22 protein-coding genes are annotated in these 24,851 nt (G+C 61.1%); 9 read left to right on the forward strand and 13 right to left on the reverse strand.

The genetic code is table 11. The annotated features are described in order from the left end of the window. The first annotated feature begins 4 nt into the window (after positions 1–4). Genes RHM62_RS00945 through RHM62_RS00955 form a run of 3 tightly spaced genes read left to right on the forward strand, consistent with a single transcriptional unit; the run spans position 5 to position 3,637 of the window. Positions 5–370 carry a copper resistance protein CopC gene (locus tag RHM62_RS00945; RefSeq protein ID WP_322123725.1) on the forward strand — a complete coding sequence of 122 codons (366 nt, stop codon included), beginning with the start codon at positions 5–7 and terminating at the stop codon, positions 368–370. Then, the gene (locus tag RHM62_RS00950; protein ID WP_322123726.1) at positions 370–1,269 is read left to right on the forward strand and encodes a CopD family protein; all 900 of its coding nucleotides are present in this window, start codon (positions 370–372) and stop codon (positions 1,267–1,269) included. The genes RHM62_RS00945 and RHM62_RS00950 overlap by 1 nt, the downstream gene beginning before the upstream one ends. Positions 1,270–1,297: 28 nt before the next feature. Then, positions 1,298–3,637, forward strand: coding sequence for a heavy metal translocating P-type ATPase (locus RHM62_RS00955; RefSeq protein ID WP_322123727.1), 2,340 nt, complete (start codon positions 1,298–1,300; stop codon positions 3,635–3,637). A gap of 24 nt (positions 3,638–3,661) precedes the next feature. Here RHM62_RS00955 and RHM62_RS00960 read toward each other — a convergent pair whose 3' ends face one another. Continuing rightward, the gene (locus RHM62_RS00960; RefSeq protein WP_322123728.1) at positions 3,662–5,668 is read right to left on the reverse strand and encodes a cytochrome-c peroxidase; all 2,007 of its coding nucleotides are present in this window, start codon (positions 5,666–5,668) and stop codon (positions 3,662–3,664) included. Positions 5,669–5,848: 180 nt separating this feature from the next. Between RHM62_RS00960 and RHM62_RS00965 the strand changes: the two genes are divergently transcribed. Beyond that, entirely contained in the window at positions 5,849–6,334 is a 486-nt protein-coding gene (locus RHM62_RS00965; RefSeq protein WP_322123729.1) for a GNAT family N-acetyltransferase, read from the forward strand. On the opposite strand, the gene RHM62_RS00970 is transcribed toward RHM62_RS00965, so the two are convergent. From RHM62_RS00970 to RHM62_RS00980, 3 genes are read right to left on the reverse strand one after another with little or no spacing between them, the layout of a single operon-like run. Further along, positions 6,331–6,822, reverse strand: coding sequence for a GNAT family N-acetyltransferase (locus tag RHM62_RS00970; protein WP_322123730.1), 492 nt, complete (start codon positions 6,820–6,822; stop codon positions 6,331–6,333). The two genes, RHM62_RS00965 and RHM62_RS00970, sit on opposite strands and share 4 nt — an antisense overlap. Beyond that, entirely contained in the window at positions 6,819–7,232 is a 414-nt protein-coding gene (locus RHM62_RS00975; RefSeq protein ID WP_322123731.1) for a group 1 truncated hemoglobin, read from the reverse strand. The genes RHM62_RS00970 and RHM62_RS00975 overlap by 4 nt, the downstream gene beginning before the upstream one ends. After that, positions 7,232–8,158 carry a DUF3034 family protein gene (locus RHM62_RS00980; protein ID WP_322123732.1) on the reverse strand — a complete coding sequence of 309 codons (927 nt, stop codon included), beginning with the start codon at positions 8,156–8,158 and terminating at the stop codon, positions 7,232–7,234. The genes RHM62_RS00975 and RHM62_RS00980 overlap by 1 nt, the downstream gene beginning before the upstream one ends. 312 nt (positions 8,159–8,470) lie before the next feature. Between RHM62_RS00980 and RHM62_RS00985 the strand changes: the two genes are divergently transcribed. Then, positions 8,471–9,505, forward strand: coding sequence for a GGDEF domain-containing protein (locus RHM62_RS00985; protein ID WP_322125285.1), 1,035 nt, complete (start codon positions 8,471–8,473; stop codon positions 9,503–9,505). 29 nt (positions 9,506–9,534) lie between these two features. Here RHM62_RS00985 and RHM62_RS00990 read toward each other — a convergent pair whose 3' ends face one another. Beyond that, a complete protein-coding gene (locus RHM62_RS00990) occupies positions 9,535–10,908 on the reverse strand; it encodes an ATP-binding protein (protein ID WP_322123733.1) in 1,374 nt (457 codons plus the stop codon). Further along, the gene (locus RHM62_RS00995; protein ID WP_009666352.1) at positions 10,905–11,633 is read right to left on the reverse strand and encodes a response regulator; all 729 of its coding nucleotides are present in this window, start codon (positions 11,631–11,633) and stop codon (positions 10,905–10,907) included. Before RHM62_RS00995 ends, RHM62_RS00990 begins: the two co-directional genes overlap by 4 nt. Before the next feature lie 164 nt (positions 11,634–11,797). On the opposite strand from RHM62_RS00995, the gene ettA reads away from it, so the two are divergent. The 4 genes from ettA (at position 11,798) to RHM62_RS01015 (ending at position 16,624) form a co-directional block, all read left to right on the forward strand. Beyond that, positions 11,798–13,465: an energy-dependent translational throttle protein EttA gene (gene ettA / locus RHM62_RS01000; RefSeq protein ID WP_322123734.1), complete on the forward strand. Its 1,668-nt coding sequence runs from the start codon at positions 11,798–11,800 to the stop codon at positions 13,463–13,465. A gap of 73 nt (positions 13,466–13,538) precedes the next feature. Further along, complete coding sequence (locus RHM62_RS01005) at positions 13,539–14,396, forward strand: ion transporter (RefSeq protein WP_322123735.1); 858 nt, start codon at positions 13,539–13,541, stop codon at positions 14,394–14,396. A gap of 304 nt (positions 14,397–14,700) precedes the next feature. After that, positions 14,701–15,852 carry an MFS transporter gene (locus RHM62_RS01010; protein WP_322123736.1) on the forward strand — a complete coding sequence of 384 codons (1,152 nt, stop codon included), beginning with the start codon at positions 14,701–14,703 and terminating at the stop codon, positions 15,850–15,852. A 10-nt stretch (positions 15,853–15,862) separates the two neighbouring features. Then, positions 15,863–16,624 (forward strand): phytanoyl-CoA dioxygenase family protein, encoded by a 762-nt coding sequence (locus tag RHM62_RS01015; RefSeq protein WP_322123737.1) that lies wholly within the window; start codon positions 15,863–15,865, stop codon positions 16,622–16,624. 99 nt (positions 16,625–16,723) lie between these two features. Here the strand turns inward: RHM62_RS01015 and RHM62_RS01020 are convergent, their stop codons facing one another. The 7 genes from RHM62_RS01020 to RHM62_RS01050 form a co-directional block, all read right to left on the reverse strand. Next, positions 16,724–17,143 carry a PRC-barrel domain-containing protein gene (locus RHM62_RS01020; protein WP_322123738.1) on the reverse strand — a complete coding sequence of 140 codons (420 nt, stop codon included), beginning with the start codon at positions 17,141–17,143 and terminating at the stop codon, positions 16,724–16,726. Between the two features lie 124 nt (positions 17,144–17,267). Next, positions 17,268–18,563 (reverse strand): HD-GYP domain-containing protein, encoded by a 1,296-nt coding sequence (locus RHM62_RS01025; RefSeq protein ID WP_322123739.1) that lies wholly within the window; start codon positions 18,561–18,563, stop codon positions 17,268–17,270. Positions 18,564–18,579: 16 nt separating this feature from the next. Then, on the reverse strand, positions 18,580–20,406 hold the full coding sequence (locus tag RHM62_RS01030) for an aminopeptidase P family protein (RefSeq protein WP_322123740.1): 1,827 nt from the start codon (positions 20,404–20,406) through the stop codon (positions 18,580–18,582). Positions 20,407–20,573: 167 nt separating this feature from the next. Continuing rightward, positions 20,574–20,882 carry a hypothetical protein gene (locus RHM62_RS01035; protein ID WP_322123741.1) on the reverse strand — a complete coding sequence of 103 codons (309 nt, stop codon included), beginning with the start codon at positions 20,880–20,882 and terminating at the stop codon, positions 20,574–20,576. A 110-nt stretch (positions 20,883–20,992) separates the two neighbouring features. Continuing rightward, entirely contained in the window at positions 20,993–22,894 is a 1,902-nt protein-coding gene (locus RHM62_RS01040) for a hypothetical protein (RefSeq protein WP_322123742.1), read from the reverse strand. 89 nt (positions 22,895–22,983) lie between these two features. Further along, positions 22,984–23,499 carry a hypothetical protein gene (locus tag RHM62_RS01045; protein WP_322123743.1) on the reverse strand — a complete coding sequence of 172 codons (516 nt, stop codon included), beginning with the start codon at positions 23,497–23,499 and terminating at the stop codon, positions 22,984–22,986. Between the two features lie 495 nt (positions 23,500–23,994). Beyond that, positions 23,995–24,687 carry a hypothetical protein gene (locus tag RHM62_RS01050; RefSeq protein ID WP_322123744.1) on the reverse strand — a complete coding sequence of 231 codons (693 nt, stop codon included), beginning with the start codon at positions 24,685–24,687 and terminating at the stop codon, positions 23,995–23,997. Between the last annotated feature and the right edge of the window lie 164 nt (positions 24,688–24,851).

A 24,851-nucleotide genomic window follows, 5' to 3' on the forward strand; every position in this document is an offset into this window, starting at 1 on the left:
CGCCATGTTCAAGCGAACCGTCTTTGCTATTTTTATACCCCTTCTCGCTGCCGTTATGGCGCCGGCAGCACTTGCCCACGGTGCCCTGAAAGAAGCCAGTCCGGCAGCCGGTGCGGTGCTCGACACCCCGCCGGCGCAGATCCGCCTGCAGTTCAATGAGGCGCTCGAAGCCGGCTTCAGCAAGATCACGCTGACCGATGCCAGCGGTGCGGTATTGGCGACTCCTTCTGCCGGGGTCGAAGCAGGCCATCCGGAGAGCCTGGTGCTGATACCGCCAGCGCTGGCTGCCGGCACCTGGCAAGTGCATTGGTCGACGCTCACCCGCGACGGGCACCGGACCAAAGGTGACTATGTATTCCAGGTGAAATAATGATCGCTCTGGTAGTGGCGCTCAATCTCGCACTGGCCGTGCTGGTGGGTGCCTCGCTGGCCAGCACGTGGCTGGCGGGACAAACCTCAGGCTGGGCCATCGCTGCTGCGCGCCAGGTCCACACCACCGCACGTATCGCCAGTGTCCTGACGCTGCTGGCGAGCGTGCTGGTGCTGTGGTTTCAGGTCGCGGTGATGACTGAACTGCCGCTACTGGCGGCGGTACCCGCAGTAATCCTGGTCCTGTCAGGGTCGCATTTCGGGCTCTGCTGGCTGGCCGGCTGCGCGGCACTGGTGGCCATCATCGTCCTGCAGGCGTCCAGCCGGCACGGTGCCGGCCATCCCGTCGTTGGCACCGGCATCGCTTGTGCGCTGCTTATCTTTGCCATCAGTCGCGCGCTGGTCAGCCATGCCGTGATGGCCGGTGACTGGAGCTGGTCCGTCGCCATTGAAACCGTGCATCTTCTGCTGGTCAGCGCCTGGGTGGGCATGGTTCTGGTGGCGGGCTGGATCGTTCTGGCACGATCACCCGGAACCACGCTTGCTGATCTGGGCAGCTGCAGGCGCTATGCGAATACCTTGTCGCTTGCTGCCATGCTGGCCCTGGTCGGGATCGTGCTGACCGGGGCCTTTAATGCCTGGCGCGCGATGGGCGACATCACGCAGCTGGTCACGACAAACTGGGGTCTGACATTGACCGCCAAGCTGGTGTTGGTCGGCGGTGCCATCGTGCTTGGCGCGATCAATCGCTGGTGGCTGGTGCCGGCCTTGCTGGACGGGCCGGACAGCCTCAAGGCCTGCCGGCGATTTGCGATTAACCTGCGTATCGAAGGCGTGGTGCTGATACTGGCGCTGATCGCTGCGGCCTTGCTCAGTGCCGGTTCGCCACCCAGCGACTGACTTGTGACATTTTTTCCGGAAAGCCAACATGAACCAGAAACCAGATAGCACCTGCTGCGCCGGCCATGCCAGTCCGGCAGCGCCTGCCGACAAGCCGTACACCGATCCGGTGTGCGGCATGAAGGTTGCCGCCAATCCCGAAAAAACCGTCACCCATGACGGCGCCGATTACCATTTTTGCAGCCAGGGGTGCGTGACCAAATTCAAGGCCGATCCGGACAAATACCTGAGCCCGCAAGCTCCCGTGGCAATGGCTGCCGGGACCGTTTTCACGTGTCCGATGCACGCAGAAATCCGCCAGGTCGGCCCCGGCTCCTGCCCGCTGTGCGGCATGGCGCTTGAACCGCTGGAAGCCAGCGCCGAAGACGACACCACCGAGCTTGATGACATGACGCGCCGGCTCTGGATCAGCGTCGCACTGACGGTGCCGCTAATGCTGCTGACGATGGGCGACATGCTGTTCGGCACGCCGCTCCATGAGCGACTCGGCATGATGCTGTTCAACTGGTTGCAGGCAGGGTTGGCGACGCCGGTCGTGCTGTGGGCCGGCTGGCCGTTTTTTACGCGGGCCGCTGCGTCGTTCCGGACCTGGAACCTCAATATGTTCAGCCTGATCGGTCTTGGCACCGGGACGGCTTTTGCATTCAGCATGGTCGCGCTACTGTTTCCGGGCTTGCTGCCGGCGGCGTTCCTGATGGATGGCATGGCACCGCTGTACTTTGAAGCAGCAGCCGGCATCACGACACTGGTACTGGTCGGGCAGGTGCTGGAACTGCGCGCCCGCGCGCGCACCAACAGCGCGATCAAGGCGCTGCTGGCGCTGACCCCCGACACGGCGGTGCGCTTGCGCGACGATGGCAGCGAAGAAGACATCGCCCTCGATCAGGTGGTGCCGGGCGACCGCTTGCGCGTCAAGCCGGGTGCGCGCATTCCGGTCGATGGCGAAATCCTCGAAGGCCACTCCAATGTCGATGAATCGATGATCAGCGGCGAGCCGGTCCCGGTCGAAAAATCGGTCGGCAGCAACGTCGTCGCCGGCACCGTCAATCAAACCGGTACCTTCGTTTTCACGGCCAAAAAAGTCGGTGCTGATACGCTGCTGGCGCACATCATCACGCTGGTCAATGCGGCCAGCCGCTCGCGTGCACCGATCCAGAAACTGGCTGATACGGTGGCCGGCTGGTTCGTGCCCGCCGTGATGCTGGTGGCGCTGCTGGCGTTCGGGTTGTGGAGCTGGCTCGGGCCGGCACCGGCGCTGGCGCATGCGCTGGTGGCGGCGGTGTCGGTGCTGATCATTGCCTGTCCGTGCGCGCTCGGGCTGGCCACACCGATCTCCATCATGGTCGGCATCGGTCGCGGTGCGCAACAAGGCATCCTGATCAAGGATGCCGAGGCGCTGGAACTGATGGAAAAAGTCACCGCGCTGGTCATCGACAAAACCGGCACGCTGACCGAAGGCAAGCCGCGCGTGCAGCAGGTCACTGCTGCTGACGGGTACGACGACGCGCAGGTGCTGGCGCTGGCAGCGGCACTCGAAACCCGCAGCGAGCATCCGCTGGCGCAAGCCATCGTCGATGAAGCCGCCCAACGCAAAGTGACCGTCGGGAGTGCTAGCGATTTTGTGTCACTCACCGGCCTCGGTATCCGCGGGCAGGTCGACGGCCAACGTGTCGCGATCGGCAATGCGGCGCTGATGGCGCAGGAACAGGCCGATACCGCGCCGCTGCAAGATCGCATCAAGGAGCTGCAGGAGAAAGCGCATACGGTGATGCTGCTAGCGGTCGACGGCAAATTCGCCGGACTGGTCAGCGTCACCGATCCGGTCAAGCCGACCGCTGCACCGGCCATCGCTGCCCTGAAGGCAGCCGGCCTGCGCATCGTGCTGCTGACCGGCGACAACCCGGCCACGGCAAAGGCGGTCGCGGAGCACCTCGGGATTACCGAAGTCCATGCCGAAGTCATGCCCGAAGATAAATACCAGCATGTGCGGCGACTGCAAGCCGACGGCGCGATCGTCGCGATGGCCGGCGACGGCATCAATGACGCGCCGGCGCTGGCACAAGCCGACGTCGGCATCGCGATGGGCACCGGCACCGAAGTGGCGATGCAGAGTGCGCGCATCGTGCTGGTCAAGGGCGACCTGTCGGGCATCGCCGAAGCGCGCCTGCTGAGCCGCGCGACGATGCGCAACATCCGCCAGAACCTGGTGTTCGCGTTCGGCTACAACCTGCTCGGCATTCCGCTGGCCGCCGGCGTGCTGTACCCGTGGTTCGGGCTGCTGCTCAGTCCGATGGCAGCCAGTGCGGCGATGGCGCTCAGTTCGGTATCGGTAATCACGAATGCGTTGCGGCTCAAGGGCAAGTCGTAACAAGCAGGCACCGGGCCGTGGACCTCAGCGCGCAAACGGACTGAGCCGCAAAAACGTCGGCAGCGCCGCCGCCGCGCCGCGCGTGCCGACCGCGCCGATGCAGCGCATCACATCCTTCGCATTGCCGGCGGCATCGGTGACGACGGCGCGTGCATCCCCCTCCTGACCATCCGGCACGCAGATCGACGGATGATCGAACGGCGCGCGCTGGAAGCGCACCCGCTCATCGGTCAGGCTGAGCAGGAACGCGACCAGATCATCCTTCTGCGGCTGGGTCAGTCCGAGCGGACGCATGGTGGGGTCCGGTACCGGCTGGTTGGCCGCAGTAAAGTCGCCGCCCCGATTATAAAAATCGACCACCTGCATCAGCGTGGACTTGCCACCGTTATGGAAATACGGCCCGGTCAGTTCGACATTGCGCAGCCCCGGTGTCTTGAAAGCGCCATCGATGGCCAGCGGCGCACCGGTCGTAACCGGCACTTCCTTGGCCGGATCGAATCCGCTGCCGAGCAAGGCGGTCTTACCGGCGATCGCCATGCGGGTTTCCGAGAGCGGATTGCCGAACGGATCAAGCCCGCCGACACCGGGATCGTCGGCAGTCGGCCGCACGCCGGTATTGAAAAAGCCATTGTCATAACGGAACACCGAGTTGTTCGCACCGGGACGCTGGTCGAGCCGGCCTTCTGCCGTCACGTTGGACACCGATGCGCTGGTCAGTTCAGGCCCGGCATGGCAACGCACGCATTGCGCCGGCCCCCGGAAAATCGTCAGTCCGCGCACCTGCTGCGTAGTGAGTGCCTGCTTGTTGCCTGCCGCGTAACGATCGAATGGCGTGTCGTCGGACACCAGCGTGGCCTGGTACAACTGCACCGCCAGGCTGAAAAACAGCGAAAAATTGGCTTCGGCCTGCGAGATCTGGTCGCCGTTCTGCGGCCGCTGGCTGCTGCGGTCGTGACGGCTACGTTCCAGATCGGACTGGCGCGCGCGCTGCACTTCGCCGGTGGCGACATTGATCCGCACGCCGGAACGCCAGTATTCCGGCCGGTAGGCTTGCTTTACCAGCTCCGCATAGGTCGGCGTATTGCGCGCCAGCGGGCCGAGTACGCTGTCATCCGGCGCGATACGCTGATCGGCCAGCAACTTGCTGCCGGCCAGCTTGCGACCCAGATTGGCAAAACTGCGATTGCGGCAACTCATTTCGTTTTCGCTCAGCGGCGGACCCGAGGCAACCGAGCCCAGCGCCGACCCCGACAACGTCATCCGGGCCGGTCGCACCACGCCATTTTGCAGGGTCCAGACCTGCGCATCGGTATTGCGTAGTCCAAATGGATCGATGCCGTTCGTCATGTTGTTGCCGCGGCCATCCCAGAAATTGCGAAAATTGAACACCGCATTGAAGATGCCGGGCGCATTGCGCGGCTCGACCCGGCGGGTATTGACGCCGCCCAGACTGAAGCCCGAACCGCCGTGGCCGACCACATCCGGCACGTTGCTGCAGCGGTCCGGTCCGCCACGGCTGTCGATGCCACCGAACAGCGTCGTCAGCACGCCCTGCGACGACACCACGTCGTTGACATCGCGACCGCGCGTGCCGGCCAGATCCGGATTGGCAAAGCGCGTCAGCGGAAAATCGGCTGCTGTCAGCGTCGCGTTCGGCCCGCCGAGCTGGAAGGTCTTGTCACCGGCCAGCAGACCCGGATTGATCTGGTTCTTGACGCGGTTGTCGGCACCGGCGTGGAAGTGGCAAGTGGCACAGGCAGTCTTGTTGTCGCTGCCGACCCGGGTATCCCAGAACAGCGCCTTGCCGAGCTGGATCGCGGCGCGCTTGTCCTGCACGATGGCGGCCAGCTGGTCGGGCGGCGGTGCCGGCACCGGTACGGTTTTCAGGGACGCCAGCGGTGCCGGTTCCCCGGTACTGGCCTGGGCTTGCAAGACACCCATGCCGACGGCCAGGCCAATCAGGCTGGCTTGCCGGACATGACGGATGACGCGCTGGCGCGCCGGTACACAAATTTCCTCAGTGGTAATCATGGTGACTCCGTAGAACGATTACCTCCCTGATGGAGTTTTTTATGACTGCGGATGGTTAGACGTCGCTGGTCCGGTTTGTTCCGCCGCCACTGAAAGTACTTGCCGACGGTACCGCATCGAGTGTGAAACATGCGACCATCGGGGTCCTTTTTCCTGCCCCCCCCCGCCTGCGATCTTCTTATGCCCATCCCGGAACACAGCACCACGCAATGGCAATGGTCACGCTTCGACCAGCTAGGCCTGCACGACCTGTACGCACTGCTGGCATTGCGCCAGGCGGTCTTCGTCGTCGAACAGGCGTGCCTGTTCCAGGATATCGATGGAGCCGATCAGGCGTCGTGGCATTTGCTGGGCTGGCAGGTACGCGATGGCCAGCGCACGCTGGCGGCGTATTTGCGCTGCCTGCCGCCCGGCACCAAGTATCCGGAAGCCTCGATCGGCCGGGTTGTCAGCGCGGTATCCGCGCGCGGCACCGGACTGGGACGGGCATTGTTTTCAGAGGGACTGAAACACCTGCTGCAGGTCTGCCCGGGGCAGGCGATCCGGCTCGCCGCACAGCAGCGGCTGGAGGGTTTTTATGCCAGCTTCGGCTTCGTGACCTGTTCGGCAGCGTATCTGGAAGACGATATCTGGCATGTCGACATGCGGCGCCCGGCGGATGCCTAAAGTTTTTTCTGCCACATCAGCGCATCGCCATATTCGGCGTCCAGCTGATAGCCGGCATAGCCCATCTTGCGATACACCAATTGCGCATGCCGGTTGCCCTCCAGGACTTCCAGCGTGATCTTGCAGCAACCACGCTCCAGTGCGACCTGTTCGATGTACTGCATCAGTTGCTGCGCCAGCCGCTGGCCGCGATACGGTTCCAGCACCATCATGTCGTGGATATTGATCAGCGGCGCACAACTGAAGGTCGAAAACCCCTCGAAACAATTGGCCAGTCCAACGGCCACACCATCGACCCGGGCCAGCACACTGAAGGCGCCGGCGCGCGCAGCGAGTGCGGCAATCAGGTCGCGCTGGACATGCGCGGCCAGCGCTTCGGCGCCGCCGAATGGATCGCGTGCGTAAGCATCGAGCACGGCGATGACGTCGCGGGCATCGGCCGGATCGGCATAGTCAGCCAGCGTGATCTGTACCGTCGCGGCGCTCATCGGGTCACCACGTCACGCTGCATGGGCGCGAGGCCGGCCAGGAGCTTGTTCTGGATGCGGGAGGCGATATCTTGTCGCTCCATCGCGATCTGTAAATCTTCCACCAGCGCATAAAACTGTGCGGTCGTGATGTCGAGCCCGTCATGAATGGTCGCCATGTCCTTGCCGGTGTACTCGCAAGGACCGCCGGCGAGCATGCAGAACTGCTCGGCCAGTTTTTCTTTGAGGTGCGGGATATCGGCTTCACCCAGGCTGTGGCCCACCCGGGGATCGGCTTGCAACAGCGTCACGAAAGTCTCGACCAGTTGCGCGATCCCCTGCTTCTGTCCTAGCCCGCGATACACCTCGTCGCCCGCCAGCGCCGGCGCAGCAAGCGCCAGCAACAGGCACAACATGGCAATACGTTTCATCAGAAACCTCCTTGTAATGACAGATAGGCGCCGCTCTGGCGACGCGGATTAAAGATCGTGACGTCACCGAGCGTCACCCAGCCCAGCATGACCGACACATTCCGGTTCAGAAAATAGCCGACGAATACATCGGCCGCGTCTTTTTCCTTGTCCACCGATAGATTGCGCGGCTTCATCCGGTATTCGATACCGGCCACCAGCTGGCGATTGATCAGGTAGACCACGGAGCTCTCCAGCATGGGCTGGTAGCGATCGTGCAAGTCACCGCCAAAACCGAGCAGGCCGAACTGGTTGGCCTTGGTCGCGCGCAGCGTGGCATTGAGCAGCAGACTTTGATCCAGCAGGATTTTGGTGGCCGACAGCGTGACATCGATGCCGTGGTCGTTGCGCGCGCCAAGCTGGGTCACGCTGGTCACGCCGAGTGCATCGAGGCCACGTATGCCGCGGTTGCGCTTGTACTGGACGCCCAGCGCAATCTGCGGCAGCAGCCTGTCCTGGTCGGCCAGTGCATCGCCGGCGAGCTTGAGCTTGAGGCCGACGATATCCTGCGTGATCGCCAGTTGCGCCAAGGGTGCCAGACTGCCCTGCAGCTTCTGGCTGGCAAGCGAGATTTCAAAACGGTCGGCAAAACCGAAGGCCACGCCGGCCGAATCGATCGCGTAGTCCTGCGTGCGCACGCCGGTGTAGTGGACATTGCCGCCGTAACTGTCGCGCGTTCCGTAGCCGGTAATCAGCGCCCAAGGTGTCAGCCCGCCGCCGCCGGCACCTTCGATCTGGCTGGCACCGCCGAGCGCCAGCAACTTGCCCTGGTCGGGCAACGGCCACTGCGCCGCCGCCATGCCCGAGCAACCCGTCAGCACACTGGCAGCCAGCAAGTGACGCCATCGGCTGCGTGTGCTGATTGCTTGTATTTTCATGGTTTTCATTCTGGATATTGCCGCGCTGTAACAAGTCAGTGATTATGCCCACTTTCGGCGTACCGATGGGTAGCACCTTTCCGTCCTTGCGGATTCTATCGAATACCACCGCAATAGCATGGTGACTGAAAGTCATGGGAATTCGGTGATCGTCATGCGGAAGGTTTCAGCTATGATGTCCGCTGCCATTGTTGGCCAACATCACTATTTGCCGCACACCATGACCGAACTTCCTTGCCATGATGCTTTGCCCGCATCCGCGTTGATTGCCCCTAAGTGACTCCCGCCCATCCTCTGATGATGGAATCGTTGTTGCGACACATGGTTGAACTGACCGGACAGCGCGACCACCACCTGCTGGATGTGGCGGTCATTTCGGCGTTGCAGGAGATGGTCGGTGCCAGCCAGGTCCGGGTACTCGATATTTTCCGGGCCGGTGACGCGGCGATGATGCGGCCACGTGCCTGGATCATGCATGGCAAGGTGATCGCTATCGATGAGAGCACCGCGCACCAGCACGGCGATACCGCGCTGGCACAGTATCCGGTGCTGGTCGATTGCATTGCCCGACAGGGCGGCCGGGCCGAAGAAACCGGCCCCGAAGGCGAACACATTCTGTGGGTACCGATCTGGCAAAACGATATCGCCACGGCCTGTTTGCAGATTAGCGGCCTCACCGCCGTCGCACCGGCAACGCTGCACGTGATGGAAGGCATCCTGAGCGTCTACCGCAATTACCAGAACCTGCTCGATTACAGCGAACGCGATTCGCTGACCGGCCTGCTCAACCGCCGCACCTTCGACGAAAAATTCTCGCGCATGGTTGCCTGCAGCACGCCCGCCGACAGCACGCTGGCGAGCACCACCGAGCGGCGTCATCCGAACGATATCGAAGGACAGTGGCTGGCCGTGGTCGACATCGATCACTTCAAGCGCGTCAATGACCAGTTCGGCCATCTGTACGGCGACGAAGTCCTGATCCTGGTGGCCAACCTGCTGCGCTCGTCATTCCGTACACAGGACCGGGTGTTTCGCTTCGGTGGCGAAGAATTCGTGATCCTGCTGCGCTCGGTGTCGCTGGCCGATGCCCGCACCGCGTTCGAGCGGCTGCGCGCCAATATCGAAGAACACCACTTTCCGCAACTTGGCACCATCACGGTCAGCATCGGCTTTGTCAGTATCAGTTCATCGACGCCGGTGGTGATACTCGGTCACGCCGATCAGGCGCTGTATTTCGGTAAATCCAACGGCCGCAACCAGGTCTGCTTTTATGATGAACTGGTGCTGCGCGGCCAGCTGCATTCCGAAGTCATCAATGACCATGTCGAGTTCTTTTTTGACGACCATCCGGGCTGAAGGGCGCTAACACCGGCATCCGGTTTTTCTCAGGAGAGGCGCGACGTTGCCGCTTGCCGCACCGGCAATGCCAGTGTCGCCTCCAGCCCGCCACCGGCCGGATTGGCCAGCACCAGCGTGCCGCCATGGGCCTCGGCAATATTGCGCGCAATCGTCAGTCCCAGACCGGTGCCGCCGGTGTCACGCGAACGCGAGGTTTCGAGCCGGAAAAAAGGATCAAAGACGGCTTCGAGCTGATCCGGCGGCAAGCCCGGTCCGGCATCGCGAATACGGATCACGACCCGCTCCTGCTCGCGCACCACCGAGACCCGCGCCAGCCGACCGTACTTGATCGCATTGTCGAGCAGGTTGGTCAGGCAGCGCCGCAGCGCATTCGGTTGCGCCATCACGCGTACGCCGGACGGTCCCGTCAATTCCACATCCTGACCGGCATCAGTGGCATCGGCACACACGCTGTCGATCAGCGAATCGAGATCGAGCCGTTGCAACGGTTCCTGCGAATCCATGCTGCGCGCCAGTTCCAGCCCTTCGCGCACCATCGACTGCATCACACCCAGATCATCGATGAGCTTGGTGCGCAGTTCGCCGTCGCCGACTTTTTCGAGGCGCAGGCGCAAGCGCGTCAGCGGTGTCTGCAAGTCATGCGTGATGGCCGCCAGCATGTGAGTGCGGTGCTGGACCTGGCGACGGATGCGCGCCTGCATCGCATTGAAGGCGCTGGCGGCCTGGCGGATTTCGGTCGGACCGGTTTCGGGCAAGGGTGCGCGATCGAGATCACTGCCGAGTGCGCCGGCGGCTTCGGCCAGTTGCCGGATCGGACGCGCCGTCATGCGTGCCACCAGCCAGGCCAGCAAGCCGATCAGCGTCAGGAACAAGGCCAGATAAGCGCTCGGCAAACCGAGCGGCGGCTTGTCCTTGCCGCCGCCGGTCGAGCCGCCCGGCCGCAATTGCACCCGCAGCAGCTGGCCATCGCTCAGACCCACCAGAATCGACTGGCAATCGCCCGGATTGGCCCGCTCGAAACGCGGCAGGCGGGCCAGCCGGGGCTGGCAACCGGTCTGCTGTTTCAGGACGATCTGGCGATGCATGCCCAGGCGCGACTTGAGCAGATCGACCAGCGCGCCATCGCTGCCACCGAGTGCCTCGAGATCGTCGGCCATGCTGGCAGCAACGCCGAAATTGGTCGCCGTCTGCAGGATCACCGGCCGCACCTCCGGTGCCGCCTGATCGAGCGCCACCACCAGCTGGACCACCCGCTCGGCGCTGTGATTGAGGCGCATCTGGTTCATCGCCCCTTCCCGCTCGCGCTCTGCCAGCATTGCCGTGACACCGGTCGCCACCAGGATCCCGGCCAGCAGGATCACGAACACCCGGTTGGCAATCGATCCCAGAAAGTTTTTCAATGCCGGCTCTCGATCGATACCGTGGCCGACAGCACATAGCCTTCGTTGCGCACGGTCTTGATGATGCGCGGCGTACGGGCGTCGTCGCCGAGTTTCTGGCGCAGCCGGCTGATCTGGATATCGACCGAGCGGTCGAACGGATCGGCATCGCGGCCGCGCGTCAGTTCCAGCAACTGGTCGCGGTTGAGCACCCGGTTCGGGTGTTCGAGAAATACCTTGAGCAGGCGGAATTCGGCACCCGACAACGCCACCACGGTACCGTCTTCCATCACCAGATGGCGCGCCATCAAATCGAGCCGCCAGGTATCGAACAGCATGCTGTGCGCCTCGCTCAAGGCCATGTTGGGCGGCAGGGCGTTGGTCCGGCGCAGCACGCTGCGGATGCGGGCGAACAGTTCGCGCGGTTCGAACGGCTTGGCGAGGTAATCGTCGGCGCCCATTTCGAGCCCGAGGATGCGGTCCAGCGGTTCGCCACGTGCGGTCAGCATGATCACCGGCAGGCTCGATTGCGCGCGCAGATTGCGGCACAGCGTCAGGCCATCTTCGCCGGGCAGGGTCAGGTCGAGTACGACCAGATCGATGCGGGCGGTGTCGAGCATCTTGCGCATCTCGGTGCCATTGCTGGCCGTGAAGGTCCGGAAGCCATTGCCGTCGAGGTAATCGGCCAGCAAGGTGCGGATGTCGCGGTCGTCATCGACGACCAGAATTTGTGTCGGATTTTCCATGCGCTGATTATCACCACCCGCGCGCCGATCGGACAGCGGAATTTGTAGCGCCGGGTGACGCGGGATGGATGGGACATAGTGCGTTACAAAGCAGCGCCCGCTAGCCCGGCCAAGCCCCATCGGTTATCCTGAGCGCCTTCCGATTACTCCAACCGAGACCAACCATGGCCAATTACGTCTACACGATGAACAAGGTGGGCAAGATCGTCCCGCCGAAGCGCCAGATCCTGAAAGATATTTCGCTGTCCTTTTTCCCGGGCGCCAAGATCGGCGTGCTCGGCCTGAACGGGTCGGGCAAATCGACGCTGCTCAAAATCATGGCCGGCATCGACAAGGACATCATCGGCGACGCCGTACCGATGCCGGGTCTGAACATCGGCTACCTGCCGCAGGAGCCGCTGCTGGACCCGGAACAGACCGTACGCCAGGCCGTCGAAAGCGGCCTCGGCGAAGTCTTCGAAGCCAAGGCCAAGCTCGATGCGGTGTATGCCGCTTATGCCGACGAAGACGCCGATTTCGATGCGCTCGCCGCCGAACAGGGCCGGCTCGAAGCCATCATCTCGACCTCGGCCGGCGACAATCCTGAACAGCAACTGGAGATGGCCGCCGATGCCTTGCGCCTGCCGCCGTGGGACGCCAAAATCGGCGTGCTGTCAGGCGGTGAAAAACGCCGCGTCGCGCTGTGCCGGCTGCTGCTGTCGAAGCCCGACATGCTGTTGCTCGACGAGCCGACTAACCATCTGGATGCCGAATCAGTCGACTGGCTCGAACAGTTCCTGCAGCGCTTTCCCGGCACTGTCGTCGCCATCACCCATGATCGCTACTTCCTCGACAACGCCGCCGAGTGGATTCTCGAACTCGACCGCGGCCACGGCATTCCATGGAAAGGCAATTACAGCTCGTGGCTGGAACAAAAAACCAATCGCCTGAAGCAGGAAGAAGCCACCGAATCGTCGCGCCAGAAAACCATGAACCAGGAACTCGAATGGGTGCGGCAGAATCCGAAGGGCCGGCAAGCCAAGAGCAAGGCCCGGCTGGCGCGCTTCAATGAATTGTCCGAGCACGAATACCAGAAGCGCAACGAGACCAGCGAGATTTTCATCCCGGTGGCCGAGCGTCTGGGCAACGATGTCATCGAATTCAAAAACGTCAACAAGGCCTTTGGCGAGCGCCTGCTGATCGATGACCTCAGCTTCACCATTCCGGCCGGCGCGATCGTCGGCATCATCGGTCCGAACGGGGCCGGTAAATCGACCTTGTTCAAGATGATCATGGGCTTGGAGCAGCCCGATGGCGGCGAAGTGGCGATCGGCCAGACCGCGCGCATCTCGATGGTCGACCAGTCGCGCGATACGCTATCCGACAACAAGACCGTGTTCGAAGACGTCACCGGCGGCGCCGACATCCTGACGGTTGGCCGCTTCGAAATGCCGTCGCGAGCCTATCTGGGACGCTTCAACTTCAAGGGCGGCGACCAGCAAAAAATGGTCGGCACTTTGTCCGGCGGCGAACGCGGCCGGCTGCATCTGGCCAAGACGCTGCTCAAGGGTGGCAACGTACTGCTGCTCGATGAACCATCGAACGACCTCGACGTCGAAACCCTGCGCGCACTCGAGGATGCCTTGCTCGAATTCGCCGGCAGCGTGCTGGTGATATCGCATGATCGCTGGTTCCTGGACCGCATCGCGACCCACATCCTGGCCTTCGAAGGCAATTCGCACGTCGCCTTCTTCGATGGCAATTACCAGGAATACGAAGCCGACAAGCGCAAGCGCCTCGGCGAAGAAGGTGCCAAGCCGAAGCGGATCCGCTACAAGCCACTGACCACCTGACGCAGCCTGCCGCCCGACCCGGTCCGCCCGGTCGGGCAACGCACTTCCCTGCCTCCTGAAAGTCCCGCTCCCCATGTCCAAAGCAGTAAAAAGATCCCTCCCGCAAGCCATCGACCTCGGTATCCCCAAAGCCGGCTGGCGTCGCACCCTTTACACGATCATTTTTGAATCCGATACGGTCGCCGGCAAGCGCTTCGACCTGCTGCTGCTGGGCGCCATCGTGCTCAGCATCGGCGTGGTCGCGCTTGATAGCGTTGCCGTCATGACCGAGCGCTACGGCACCGTGCTCAATACCCTCGAATGGTTTTTCACGCTGGTGTTCCTGCTCGAATATCTGGCGCGGCTGTCCTGCGTGCGGCGGCCGGTGCGCTATGCGCGCAGTTTCTTCGGCATCATCGACCTGCTGTCTATCGTGCCCTCATTTCTGGCGCTGTTTTTCCCGGGCGCGCATGCCTTCCTCGATATCCGCATCCTGCGGCTGCTGCGTATTTTTCGTATTCTCAAGATGGTCGCCTACATCAAGGAGTATCAGCTGCTCGGGCAGGCGCTGGTGGCTAGCCGGCGCAAGATCCTGATCTTCCTGTCCTGCGTGCTGATGATCGTGATCCTGATGGGCACCGCGATGTACGTGATTGAAGGGGCCGAGAACGGCTTCACCAGTATTCCGACCTCGGTCTACTGGGCGATCTCGACGGTGACCACAGTCGGCTTTGGCGACATCACCCCGAAAACCGATGCCGGCCGCGCGCTGGCCTCGGTAATGATGCTGCTGGGCTGGGGCATCCTCGCGGTGCCGACCGGCATCATCAGTTCGGAGCTGACGGCGCAGCATTTTTCGGCCCGGCCGCTGCCGCGCGACTGCCCCGCATGCCTGAGCGAAGGCCATGAAGCAGAAGCCGTGTTCTGCAAGGATTGCGGCGCGACGCTGTAAGCCGGCGGGGTACTCCCGGCCTGGTCATGGCGTAGCACAGACAGGTTCATCAAGCGCTGGCGAACCATTCGGTGCAATGCCCTGCGGTTATTGCACCCTACAGTCTGGGCAATGATGGTGGGCGGGCTAGGCTTGCTGGGCTTTGCGGCGCGCCGTCGCCGCAGCGATGTGCGACTAGGCTGAGAACGACCCGACAGCCGGCCACTACTCCGGCTGAAGTTGCGCACCAACATAAACGCAACCCGCCAAGGTATCTGGACGACGCTGTTGCATAATGCACGCTGACATCGCTTCTAGCCACTTCATGGAATCTGCCGTTTTACCTCCTCTGCCACGTCCTTTGCTGCCCGCCCGCATCGCCCTGCCCATCCTGTTCATCCTGCTTGGTGCCGTTTTTGCCACCTGGGCGGCGCGCATCCCGGCGCTGCGCGATGCGCTGCAGCTCGGTGCCGCCGAGCTCGGGCTGGTGCTGTTGTGCAGCGGCGTCGGCGCGGTACTGTCGTTTCCGCTGGCGGCCTGGCTGCTGGCGCGACATGGCGCACGCCATGCGGCGCTCTGGTCCGGACTGGCCTTGTTGCTGCTCGTGCCGTGTCTGGCGCTGGCGCCGCGGATGGGCTGGCTGATGCTGGCGATGTTCGGCATGGGCTCGGCGACCAGCTGTTTCGATGTGGCCGTCAATGCGATCGGGGCCGAAGTCGAACGCTTGGCCGGCCGTTCGATCATGTCGATGCTGCATGCGTGGTTCTGCCTGGGCACCTTCAGCGGTGCCTTGCTGGGCAGCGCGATGGCGGGCTTGGACGTCACGCCGCTGTGGCATTTTTGTCTGCTGTCGGCCGGCTTCCTGCTGCCGCTGTGGCTGAGCTATCAGGCCTTGCCTGCGGACCGGATTGTCCCCGGCGCCGTCCGGCAGCAATTCGCCTTGCCGCATGGCGCACTGGTGGCGCTGGGCATGATCGCTTTTTGCGGCGCGATGGTCGAAGGCTCTATCGGTGACTGGAGCGGCATTTACCTGACCGATCAACTCGGTGTCGCACCCGGCGTCGCGCCGCTCGGTTACGCGGTATTTTCCGGCATGATGCTGCTGGCACGACTGGTCGGCGACCGCCTCAAGGATCGTCATAGCGCCCGTCCGGTGCTGGTCATCGGGGCCAGCATCGCCACCGTCGGCGTGCTGCTGGTGATCACTGCATCGCACACTGGCGTGGCCTTCGCCGGCTTTGCACTGATCGGCGGCGGGGTGGCAGCGGTCTTCCCGTTCATCTTCAGCGCTGCCGGCAGGGAAGGCCCGACCGCGCTGGCAGCCGTTGCCACGATGGGCTACAGCGGTGGCCTGATCGGCCCGCCCATCATCGGCTTTCTGGCCCACGGGCTGGGCCTGCAAGTGGCGCTCGGCTTTATCGGCGTACTGACGCTGATAGTCGCACTGGCAGCTGGCAAAGCCAGCTTGCTCAAATGAGGATGACGCCATGACCCGACTGAGTTCCGGACAGATCGTCCGGTTCCGCGAAGACGGCTACCTGGTCTTGCGCCAGCGCGTGACACCGGCCGACTGCGCCGCGCTGCGTGCAGTCGTCGGCGACGACCTGCAAATCGCCGCCGAGCCGGTCGAATACGAAGCCGATGTCGGCTATGCCGGCGCACCCGCCACCCGCGATGCGCCGGGTGGCCGCACGGTGCGGCGACTGCGCGGTGCCTGGCAGCGCCATCGGCTATTGCAGCAATGGGCGGCCGATCCGGCACTGATGGCGATGCTCGGACAATTGTTTGACCAGCCGGTGGTGCTCAATCTGGCCCATCACAACTGCGTGATGACCAAGCATCCCGACTGGGGCACCGCGACCGGCTGGCATCGCGATATCCGTTACTGGTCATTCACCGATGCCAACCTGATCACGGTCTGGCTGGCGCTGGGCCGCGAGGATGCCGGCAACGGCGGCCTGCAGGTGCTGCCCGGTTCGCACCGCTGGCAGATCGCACCGGACCAGCTCGATGCGCTCGACTTCCTGCGCCCCGACCTGGCGCGCAACGAGGCGCTGATGGCGCAAGGGGTCACCTTGTCGCTGGCTGAAGGCGACGTGCTGCTGTTCCATAGCAGCCTGTTCCATGCGGCCGGCACCAACAGCTCGGGCGAGCGCAAGTTCTCGGTCGCGTTTGCCTATCGCGGTGCCGACAATCTGCCGCTGGCGGGGTCGCGTTCGGCGGCTGCCGGCGAAGTCGCGCTCGACTGACATACGTCGTCAGCCCAAAAAAAAGCCCCCGACAAGTTGTCAGGGGCTGAAAACCGCACCGGAAAGGCGCGGGCAGGGAATCGTGGCCAGCTTGCCGGCTTAGCGCGGCAGGTCGTGGCCTTGTGTGGACGTGCTGTAGTACTCGTCTACCGTGGTGCGCCAGGTCTGGTCGGCCATGTCCGGCCAGTGGTCAGGGTCAAATCCGGGTGCCTGCTCCAGCTTTTCGCCATCGACATCGAGGACAAAACGCTTGTTGACGGTGTCGAGCATCAAGGCGCTCCATGGCACCGCAAACAGCTTTTCACCTATCCCGAGAAATCCGCCAAACGACAGCACCGCATAGGCAACTTTGCCCGAGCGCATGTCGATCATGATTTCCTTGACGTCGCCAAGGCTTTCGTCCTGACGGTTGTATACGTCTTCGCCCAGCAGCGTATCGGCACCCATCAGTTCGGGGCCGGGACCTTTGCCCGAGCTGGTGTCATACATGCCCAGCGAATCGCGTTCCAGGTAGCTCATTGCATCTCCTTGCAAACCTCAGGAAGAGCTTGAAGCATAGGAGACGGCGCGCGTCGGGTCTGTTCGACAGCGCACACAGGGAGTCAGGTTGGAAGCCGTCGTCCGGGCGGCACGCAGATGCAGCTCACCGGCCGGACTGGCGATGGTCGCGCTCAGGCGCATCGAAGTAATACGTCATGCGCTTGCGCGGGCTGAGATACGCATGGACTTCGCGCGACAACTGAGCCGGCTTCAGGCTGGCCGCCACCGAGAGTGCGGTCTCGTGCTGCAGGTCGAGGATGGTGGCTTCGTCTTTCGGCACGGCCGGATCGTAGATCAGCACCCAGGGTCGCAATGGCTGGGCCGAATTGACTGACACCACCATGCCCAGCGTGCCGTCGGACAGCCGCACCACCGTCCCCGGCGGATAAATGCCCATGCAACGGATGAACAGGTTCAGCGGCGCAATGTCGAACTGCCCGCGCTGCTGCGTGAACAATTGCGACAGCGCTTCATGCGGACTGAGCGAATCAGCCGGATTGTGCTGGTTGCACAGGTTGTCGTACTCGTTGACGATCGCCACCAGCCGCGCCAGCAGCGAAATCTGCGCCCCCTTCAGGCGGGCCGGATAGCCGCTGCCATCGACATGCTCGTGATGCTGGCGCAGCACCTCCATCGCCTTCGCCGACAACCCCAGCCGCACGCCGATCGGTTCGCCATAGGCGCAGTGCTGCTCGATCAGATTGCGTTCGGCGCGGTTGTACGGCTCGGTTTTTTGCAGCACGCGGTCCGGGATATCGGTCTTGCCGATGTCATGAAAAATGCAGCCGATGCCGAGCTGGCGGATGTCTTCGGCCGGCAAGCCGACTTCGCGTGCCAGCAGCATCGCCAGCACCGACACATTGAGCGCATGGAAATATAGGTCTTCGCCGACGGTCTTGTCGTTCATCAGGTGAATCGCGATGTCCTTGTGCGACAGGATGGATGACAGCATCTGGCCGACCAGCAGCTCGGCACTGGCGCGCGCTTCCAGCGGCCGCGAGAACAGCTTGCTGCCGATATCCTTGAGCGAACCGGCGGCGCGCACAAACTGGGTTTCGCAGGCGGCGGTTTGGGCGCGCTGCTGCAGGATGCGGGCGCGCCGCGCTTCGCGTTCGGCGGCCTGCAGAAGCTGCTCCGGGCTGGGCGGCGGCGGCACCGGTGCCACCACCGCCACCGGCACCACTTTTTGCGGCAGCGGCGTCACGTCCGAACGGGACGGATCGATACGGATTTTTTTCAGTCCCAGCTTGGCGATGGCCTTGATCTGGTCGGCATTCCTGATCTTGAAACTACTGAGCGGAAAATCGTGATCCAGCCAGCCAAGGTCAAGGCAGACATACACACCGACGCGGAGCTGGTCGGCACCGATATAGCTCTTGTCATCCTGCGCGTCATCCATCGACGTGTCCCCGGTCTCAGCCCGCGACGGGCGATAGCGCCACGGTGCGCTGCTCCAGCCACGCCTTTGCGACGCCGCTGACATGCGGCAACAGCCGCTCGCGCACCGTCGCGTGATACGCATTGAGCCAGGCCAGTTCGTCCGGACGCAGCAACGCCAGATCAAGACAACGGCTGTCGATCGGGCACAGGGTCAGGACTTCAAAGCGCAGGTATTCGCCGAATTCGGTGATTGTTGCCGGCACGTTGAGCACCAGGTTTTCGACTCGCACGCCCCACTTGCCGGGCCGGTAGATGCCCGGCTCGATCGAGGTGATCATGCCCGGCTCCATCGCCGTGTGCGGCTCGGGCATGGCCGATGCTGCAATGACTTGCGGACCTTCGTGGACGTTCATAAAATAACCGACGCCGTGGCCGGTGCCATGGCCGTAATCGATGCCGGCCGACCAGATCGGTGCGCGCGCAATCGCGTCCAGCATCGGCGAGCGGGTGCCGCGCGGGAACTGCGTGCTGCTCAGTGCAATCACGCCGCGCAGCACCAGCGTTACGTCGCGCCGCTGCGCCGCCGACGGCTGGCCGACCGGCACCATGCGGGTAATGTCGGTAGTGCCACCCAAATACTGGCCACCGGAATCGATCAGCAGCAAGCCATCGCCTTCGATGACCGCATGCGCGGACGGCGTCGCGTGATAGTGCGGCATCGCGCCATTGGCATTGAAGCCGGCGATGGTGCCAAAGCTCGGGCAGACAAAGCCCGGACGGCGCGCACGTGCTGCGGTGATCTGTGTGTCGATGGTCAGTTCGGTCACCACCTCGTTGCCCAGTGCCTGATCCAGCCAGCCAAAAAATTCGCACAGCGCCGCGCCATCCTGCTCCATCGCTGCCCGCACATGCGCGGCTTCGGCCGTGCTCTTGCGCGACTTGGCAAAGGTAGTCGGATTGATCGCCTCGACCACGCGCAAGGTAGCCGGCACGGCACGCCGCAAGCCCAGCGTGACACGACGCGGATCGAGCAGCATGACCGCATCGGCCGGCAGCGCGGCCAGCGCCGCCGCTGCATCCGCGTACTGGGCGAGGTGCACGCCGTCGGCCGCCAGCGCCGCAATCACCCCGGCCGGCACCTTGCCATCGGCAACAAAAATCGTCGCCTGCTGCAAGCCCACCAGCGCATGCGCCACAAAGATCGGGTTGTAATTGACATCGGCACCGCGCAGGTTGAACAGGTAACCAATGTCGTCTAGCGTCGACAGCAAATGCCAGTCGGCACCGGCGGCCTGCATCGCCAGCCGCAACTGCGCCAGCTTGTCGGCACGCGACATCGTCGCGTAGGGCGGCAGGTGTTCGTAGACGGCTTGTGCCGGCAAGGCCGGCCGGTCGGTCCAGACTTGCTCGAACAAGTCAAGGTCAGTACGCAAGGTCGCACCACGCGCCTGCAATGCCTGCTCCAGCAAACGCGCCCCCGCCAGCCCGAGCACCGCGCCATCCACACCGGCCACCTGCCCCGGCTGCAGCGTTTGCGCCAGCCAGTCGATATGTTGCAGGCTATTGCCCGCCGGGATTTTCATCAGCACGATGCCGGTACCGGCCAACTCGGCCTCGGCTTGCGACCAGTAGCGGCTATCGGCCCAGAGCCCGGCGAAATCGGCCGTGACAATCAGCGTGCCGACCGAGCCGGTAAAGCCGGACAGCCATTCGCGACCCTTCCAGCGTTCGGGCAGATATTCGGACAAATGGGGATCGGAAGAAGGGACGACGTAGGCGTCAAACCGCTGCTGTTGCAGGGCCGCGCGCAATGCGGCAAGGCGGGAATGAATGAGGGAACGGGACGCGTGCAATGTTTCCATGAGGGCCGGTACCTGTAAATGATGGTGAGTAGCCATCATACAGTCCGGACTTGGGTCTTGTATCCGTGGCGGTGCTGACTTGCGTCTGGCCGGGACGGTGGCGACGACAGATCTGACAAGAAACGCAACACCGGACAGCGCTCACGCCCCGCCCGGAGAACCCGCGATCAGGGACGCGTACCGGCAGGCCCCGGCCGCGCTGCTGCATGATGCTGGCTGATCAATTCCTCCACCGTCTTCCTGCGCGTGATCAGATCGGTGCGGTCTTGCTGCAGGCGTTGCAGGCTTTGTGTTGCCTGCTGGTGCTGACTCGCCAGCCCGCTCACCCCGCCGGCGCTTGCCTGCTCCACGGCGGGACTGTTGCCGGCAGGAGCTAGCCGGGTGAGGTCTTGATGCAGGAAGGCGATTGCTTCATTCAATGCGGTTAGCTGTTTTTCGGAGGCGATGTAGATTTTTTCCATTTCGGTGATGTTCATTGGGGGCCTTTGGGTTTATTGGAAAAGGTGGACGCAGGAAATTTTGTGACTAGTTATTTATCCTGCGATCACCATTTACTTCACACAAAAACTTTTTTATATAAATACAATTATTTTTTTAGCGCATCAAATTCTAATGAAATTTCACTAGCCCTCTTATTTAATTCCTGATACGCATAATTAAATTGATTCACTTTGTTCTCGATATCTTCGTTATCCTTTCTTATACCTTCGATATCTTTATTTGCATCACCATCGGGAATATTATAATTATCGATTTTTTCTTTAATTTTTACCATATCAGCGGTCCATTTTTTTAGCGTGTCGATCTTATTAAAAAGTTCCGAAGACTTATCAAGCACCCATCCGTCGCGAGCCACCTGACAGAACAATTTAACATCGCTATTTCCGTTAATGAAATCCATTTCCTGATTGATTCTTTTAAATCCTGCTTTTATGGCCTCATAAGTTTTTATACTTGATTTTCTTTCTTCAAGAATCATCTCTTTTGCTATTTTTGATTGTTGAATCACCGATAGGAAATTCTTACCCAGTTCGTTCTGCTTTTCATTTCCCAATGTCATCTCTTGTATCAATATCGATTCGTCAAAACCGCTTGTAGATTTAAATGTAGGCAAACCCAACACCAATCCATTCTTCAAATTTGACTCACTTATCTTTTCTGATGGGAGCGGAAAATAATCCTGCGGCGAATAGCCAAACTTAAGTCTTCTAAAGTTTTCAGCAGCCAATCCTGCAGACGTACACAACATCATCAACTGTAAGTCACGCACTGCACGATCACTTTTCGATGGAGGCTCTGGCAACGGTTGGAGATTATTAACTTCAGCTATTCGAGCTTGCAGTTCCGCGATCAGATCCGTCAGAGCCGTAGTTACTGACGCCGATTGGTCTGGAGTTGCTTTTGCATGATTTTGGATAGCGTCGCGACAATCTTTTAATTCATCTCCTACAGATTCAACGGTGAATATTGGATCAGAAGCGGTACGCGGAGCGACAACGGCAGGCTGGCGGGCAAGTTCAGCAGCGGCATGCTCAGCAACGACACGCTCAGCATTGGCACGCATTGCGACAAGGTTAGCAGCGGCGGCAGCAGGAAGCGAAGCGCCAGCACCAGGCTGGGCGGTAGGCGCAACGTTAGCAAGACGCGAAGCGGTAGCGGATGAGGTTATTCCAGACTTAAGCTGAGCACTGGTAGCAGACTCGCTCAACACTTCTTTCATCGCAACGAAAGATCCGGTTCTACCGACGGGTTGCGGCCCCCCGACAAAAGGGCCAGCGGTCCGGATCAGCGGAAGACTTGGCGTTGGCGGTATAACCGCAGACGACGGAATATCCTCGGGACCATGTCCACCGACCGGGACTTTAGAATCTGTTCGTGGGTTTCGATGTACGGGCGTGTGATCTCCTGATCCCTCGCTATCGGATTCAGTAGCTTCTTCATAAGCAAGAAGGCAAGGACCGGAAAAATGTCTTTCCGGCTGCTGAGAGCTTGGTGTACCTGAAGGACTTACCGGTCGAGACGCAGGTGGCGACGAAGGGGGAGTGCCTACTTCACTGGCGCCGTCTGAATTGACGCTTGCCGGTTTTTTCGGAGACCCCGATTGATGCGTCTCGGACCCGAAAACTCCAAATGGAATTGACCCATCCCCGCCACTTTTGAGGGGAGTATCGCCTTTCTGGTCTTTTGGCCGCTGATCACCTTCCGGATTACCTCCCGACGGCGAGTCACTGGTAGTCCCGCGAGGAGCGGAAGCACTGGCTTGTGGAGAGCCTCCGGCTCTTATCGAAGCCGGATTGCCTGCATCGGCAGCTGGCCCCGGCGGTTTTGGAGAACCACTCGGGGTAGTCATAGGAGGGTCAGCTTTAGGACTTGCATCCGTTTTAAGCCCGAGAAGTTTATCTTCCTCTTCTGCTATCCCTTTAAGTACGACAAGCTTTCCTTCAATATCCTGAACAGTAAGCGATTCCGTTTTATCCTTATTATCCAACAACTTATTTAACTCATTTTTGAAATTTGCACTATCCCTTGGCTTACCCCCCTGCAATATTATCCGAGCCGAATTTATATATATTTCTTTTACATTAACAAAGATGTTTTTTTCTCTCCAAGATTATCCCGTTTCCATTTCTGAAAATCTCCAAGGAAAAATTCAGGATCTTCTAAACTTGGACAAGTGTATTTATAATGACTTTCTGATTTACACTCAAAAAACGCGTCCAAGAGAAGGATGTCATTTACCGCTGACTTCAAATCTTCGTTACTTTGATTATTAATAACAGTAGCGCCGTCTAATTTATTTTTAAATTCAGCACTGTATTGGCTTACTAATTCTGCACAATTCTCTGGCTGCTTTTTGGATACAGGAGAAGATGGGGAGGCAACTGGAATACTCGCTTCAAGGGTTTTCAGCAAGGTCTTTTGTGTAGCCATTCCAGAGCGCCGAGCTAGTGACCTGGAAGTTCCCTGCAGGTCTGCGATAACACGAGACGTGGAAGTTCTCTCAACAGTCGTATCCTTATCTGAACTTTTCGAGGAGCCGAAAATCGCGCTCTTTATTTTTTTTAGCGCATAAAATACCGCATTGCCAGTCATATAAACCTCAATAAATTACCGTCAATGCCAAAATGCATCAATCCGGAGATGAACTTATGTGGCGGTCTCTCAAAACCGGTTCCATCGATGCGGACGATTTATTGATGGATGGTCATGCGGCCAGGCATTCGGCGACGGACGACAAGAAACCCGTCAAAAACAAAGCCCCGGCGACAGACCAGCAGCTTCCTCACCGGCACATTACGGAACCAACCCCCTGCAAAAGGCACACAACAATCCCTCATCAGCACAGCACGTCCGCCCCCAAACATCGCGCACGACCAGACGACATCACCAGTTGGATGCTATTTACTCGCGCAGGAAATGAAGGCTCACCGCAGACAGCGAAACAGTCGCATTGAGTAAAGAAAGGAACATGCCGCCGGTCGGTCTACCTCGATGGCAACCGGCCCGAAGACTGCCCGGATTGTCCGCGCTGCGACGGCAGTCGCGCCGCGCGCAATCAACCAACCAAGCAATCAATCAACCAAGCAATCAATCCGCCTTAAGAATCCCCACCCGCAGCAACTGCTCAACAATCTGACTGGTACGCCGGTCAATGATTTGCCAGGCGACGCTGGCATCCTTGCTGCGGGCGGCCTGGAAGACCGCTGACTGCTGTTCGCGCCGTGTCAGCAGCGGCACCAGTTTGGCTTCCTGGCTACCGGCCTGGCTGATGACATCGCGTGCGACCGTCAACTTGGCGACATCGACCCGCTGCAAGCCGGTCAGTGCGCCGGCCAAAGCATCCATGCAGTCGAATTCGAAGTCGACGCCTTTGAGGAGTTGGTTCGACAAGTCGGCACGTCGCTGCGCCAGCACCGGCTTGTCTTCGCTGGCAGGCGCGCCGAGAGCGTGAATTTGCGCCAGTAAATGGCTGGTATCGGCCATCGCCGTGCACAGCGTGATGCTGGATTCGGTGGCGACCTGGCTCAAGGTGGCTTCCATGGGACGGGTTTGTGTTGCTTGCTGAAATTTTTTGAAGTTCGGACTGCTTTGCCGCAGCACCTGCTCGGTACGGTTTGCGCCGGTGTCTTTCCTGCCGATGGTGGCAGGACCGCTGTGTGTCGCGGCAGCGGGCGCTGCGGGCGCAGAACCGGTCTCGGCGGTGGCAGGTCGCGGCGACGCTGCCTGGGTCGGTTGCGGGGGCACTGGGCGCTTTAATGCGGCATCAAAGTATTTAGGCATGATCGTCAGTGGCAACTGGCCGTAAAAGATTCCAGATTGCAACTTCAAGAGTGGGATATGGATTTGAGTGGCGGCTTGGCAAGATCAGTTCCGGAGAATCCGAATATCTTTTTCCGGCACAGGACGCACCATGCGGGACACCGCGCGCTGCGCTTGCAAAGCCG

It is taken from the genome of Actimicrobium sp. CCC2.4, assembly GCF_034347385.1.
In the GTDB taxonomy this organism is placed as follows: Bacteria; Pseudomonadota; Gammaproteobacteria; order Burkholderiales; family Burkholderiaceae_D; genus Actimicrobium.

Bases quoted from the DNA above. Each gene is read 5' to 3' on its own strand.
- RHM62_RS00945 (WP_322123725.1), top strand. From the start codon at position 5: ATGTTCAAGCGAACCGTCTTTGCTATTTTTATACCCCTTCTCGCTGCC.
- RHM62_RS00950 (WP_322123726.1), top strand. From the start codon at position 370: ATGATCGCTCTGGTAGTGGCGCTCAATCTCGCACTGGCCGTGCTGGTG.
- RHM62_RS00955 (WP_322123727.1), top strand. From the start codon at position 1,298: ATGAACCAGAAACCAGATAGCACCTGCTGCGCCGGCCATGCCAGTCCG.
- RHM62_RS00960 (WP_322123728.1), bottom strand. From the start codon at position 5,668: ATGATTACCACTGAGGAAATTTGTGTACCGGCGCGCCAGCGCGTCATC.
- RHM62_RS00965 (WP_322123729.1), top strand. From the start codon at position 5,849: ATGCCCATCCCGGAACACAGCACCACGCAATGGCAATGGTCACGCTTC.
- RHM62_RS00970 (WP_322123730.1), bottom strand. From the start codon at position 6,822: ATGAGCGCCGCGACGGTACAGATCACGCTGGCTGACTATGCCGATCCG.
- RHM62_RS00975 (WP_322123731.1), bottom strand. From the start codon at position 7,232: ATGAAACGTATTGCCATGTTGTGCCTGTTGCTGGCGCTTGCTGCGCCG.
- RHM62_RS00980 (WP_322123732.1), bottom strand. From the start codon at position 8,158: ATGAAAACCATGAAAATACAAGCAATCAGCACACGCAGCCGATGGCGT.
- RHM62_RS00985 (WP_322125285.1), top strand. From the start codon at position 8,471: ATGGTTGAACTGACCGGACAGCGCGACCACCACCTGCTGGATGTGGCG.
- RHM62_RS00995 (WP_009666352.1), bottom strand. From the start codon at position 11,633: ATGGAAAATCCGACACAAATTCTGGTCGTCGATGACGACCGCGACATC.
- ettA (WP_322123734.1), top strand. From the start codon at position 11,798: ATGGCCAATTACGTCTACACGATGAACAAGGTGGGCAAGATCGTCCCG.
- RHM62_RS01005 (WP_322123735.1), top strand. From the start codon at position 13,539: ATGTCCAAAGCAGTAAAAAGATCCCTCCCGCAAGCCATCGACCTCGGT.
- RHM62_RS01010 (WP_322123736.1), top strand. From the start codon at position 14,701: ATGGAATCTGCCGTTTTACCTCCTCTGCCACGTCCTTTGCTGCCCGCC.
- RHM62_RS01015 (WP_322123737.1), top strand. From the start codon at position 15,863: ATGACCCGACTGAGTTCCGGACAGATCGTCCGGTTCCGCGAAGACGGC.
- RHM62_RS01020 (WP_322123738.1), bottom strand. From the start codon at position 17,143: ATGAGCTACCTGGAACGCGATTCGCTGGGCATGTATGACACCAGCTCG.
- RHM62_RS01025 (WP_322123739.1), bottom strand. From the start codon at position 18,563: ATGGATGACGCGCAGGATGACAAGAGCTATATCGGTGCCGACCAGCTC.
- RHM62_RS01030 (WP_322123740.1), bottom strand. From the start codon at position 20,406: ATGGAAACATTGCACGCGTCCCGTTCCCTCATTCATTCCCGCCTTGCC.
- RHM62_RS01035 (WP_322123741.1), bottom strand. From the start codon at position 20,882: ATGAACATCACCGAAATGGAAAAAATCTACATCGCCTCCGAAAAACAG.
- RHM62_RS01045 (WP_322123743.1), bottom strand. From the start codon at position 23,499: ATGACTGGCAATGCGGTATTTTATGCGCTAAAAAAAATAAAGAGCGCG.
- RHM62_RS01050 (WP_322123744.1), bottom strand. From the start codon at position 24,687: ATGCCTAAATACTTTGATGCCGCATTAAAGCGCCCAGTGCCCCCGCAA.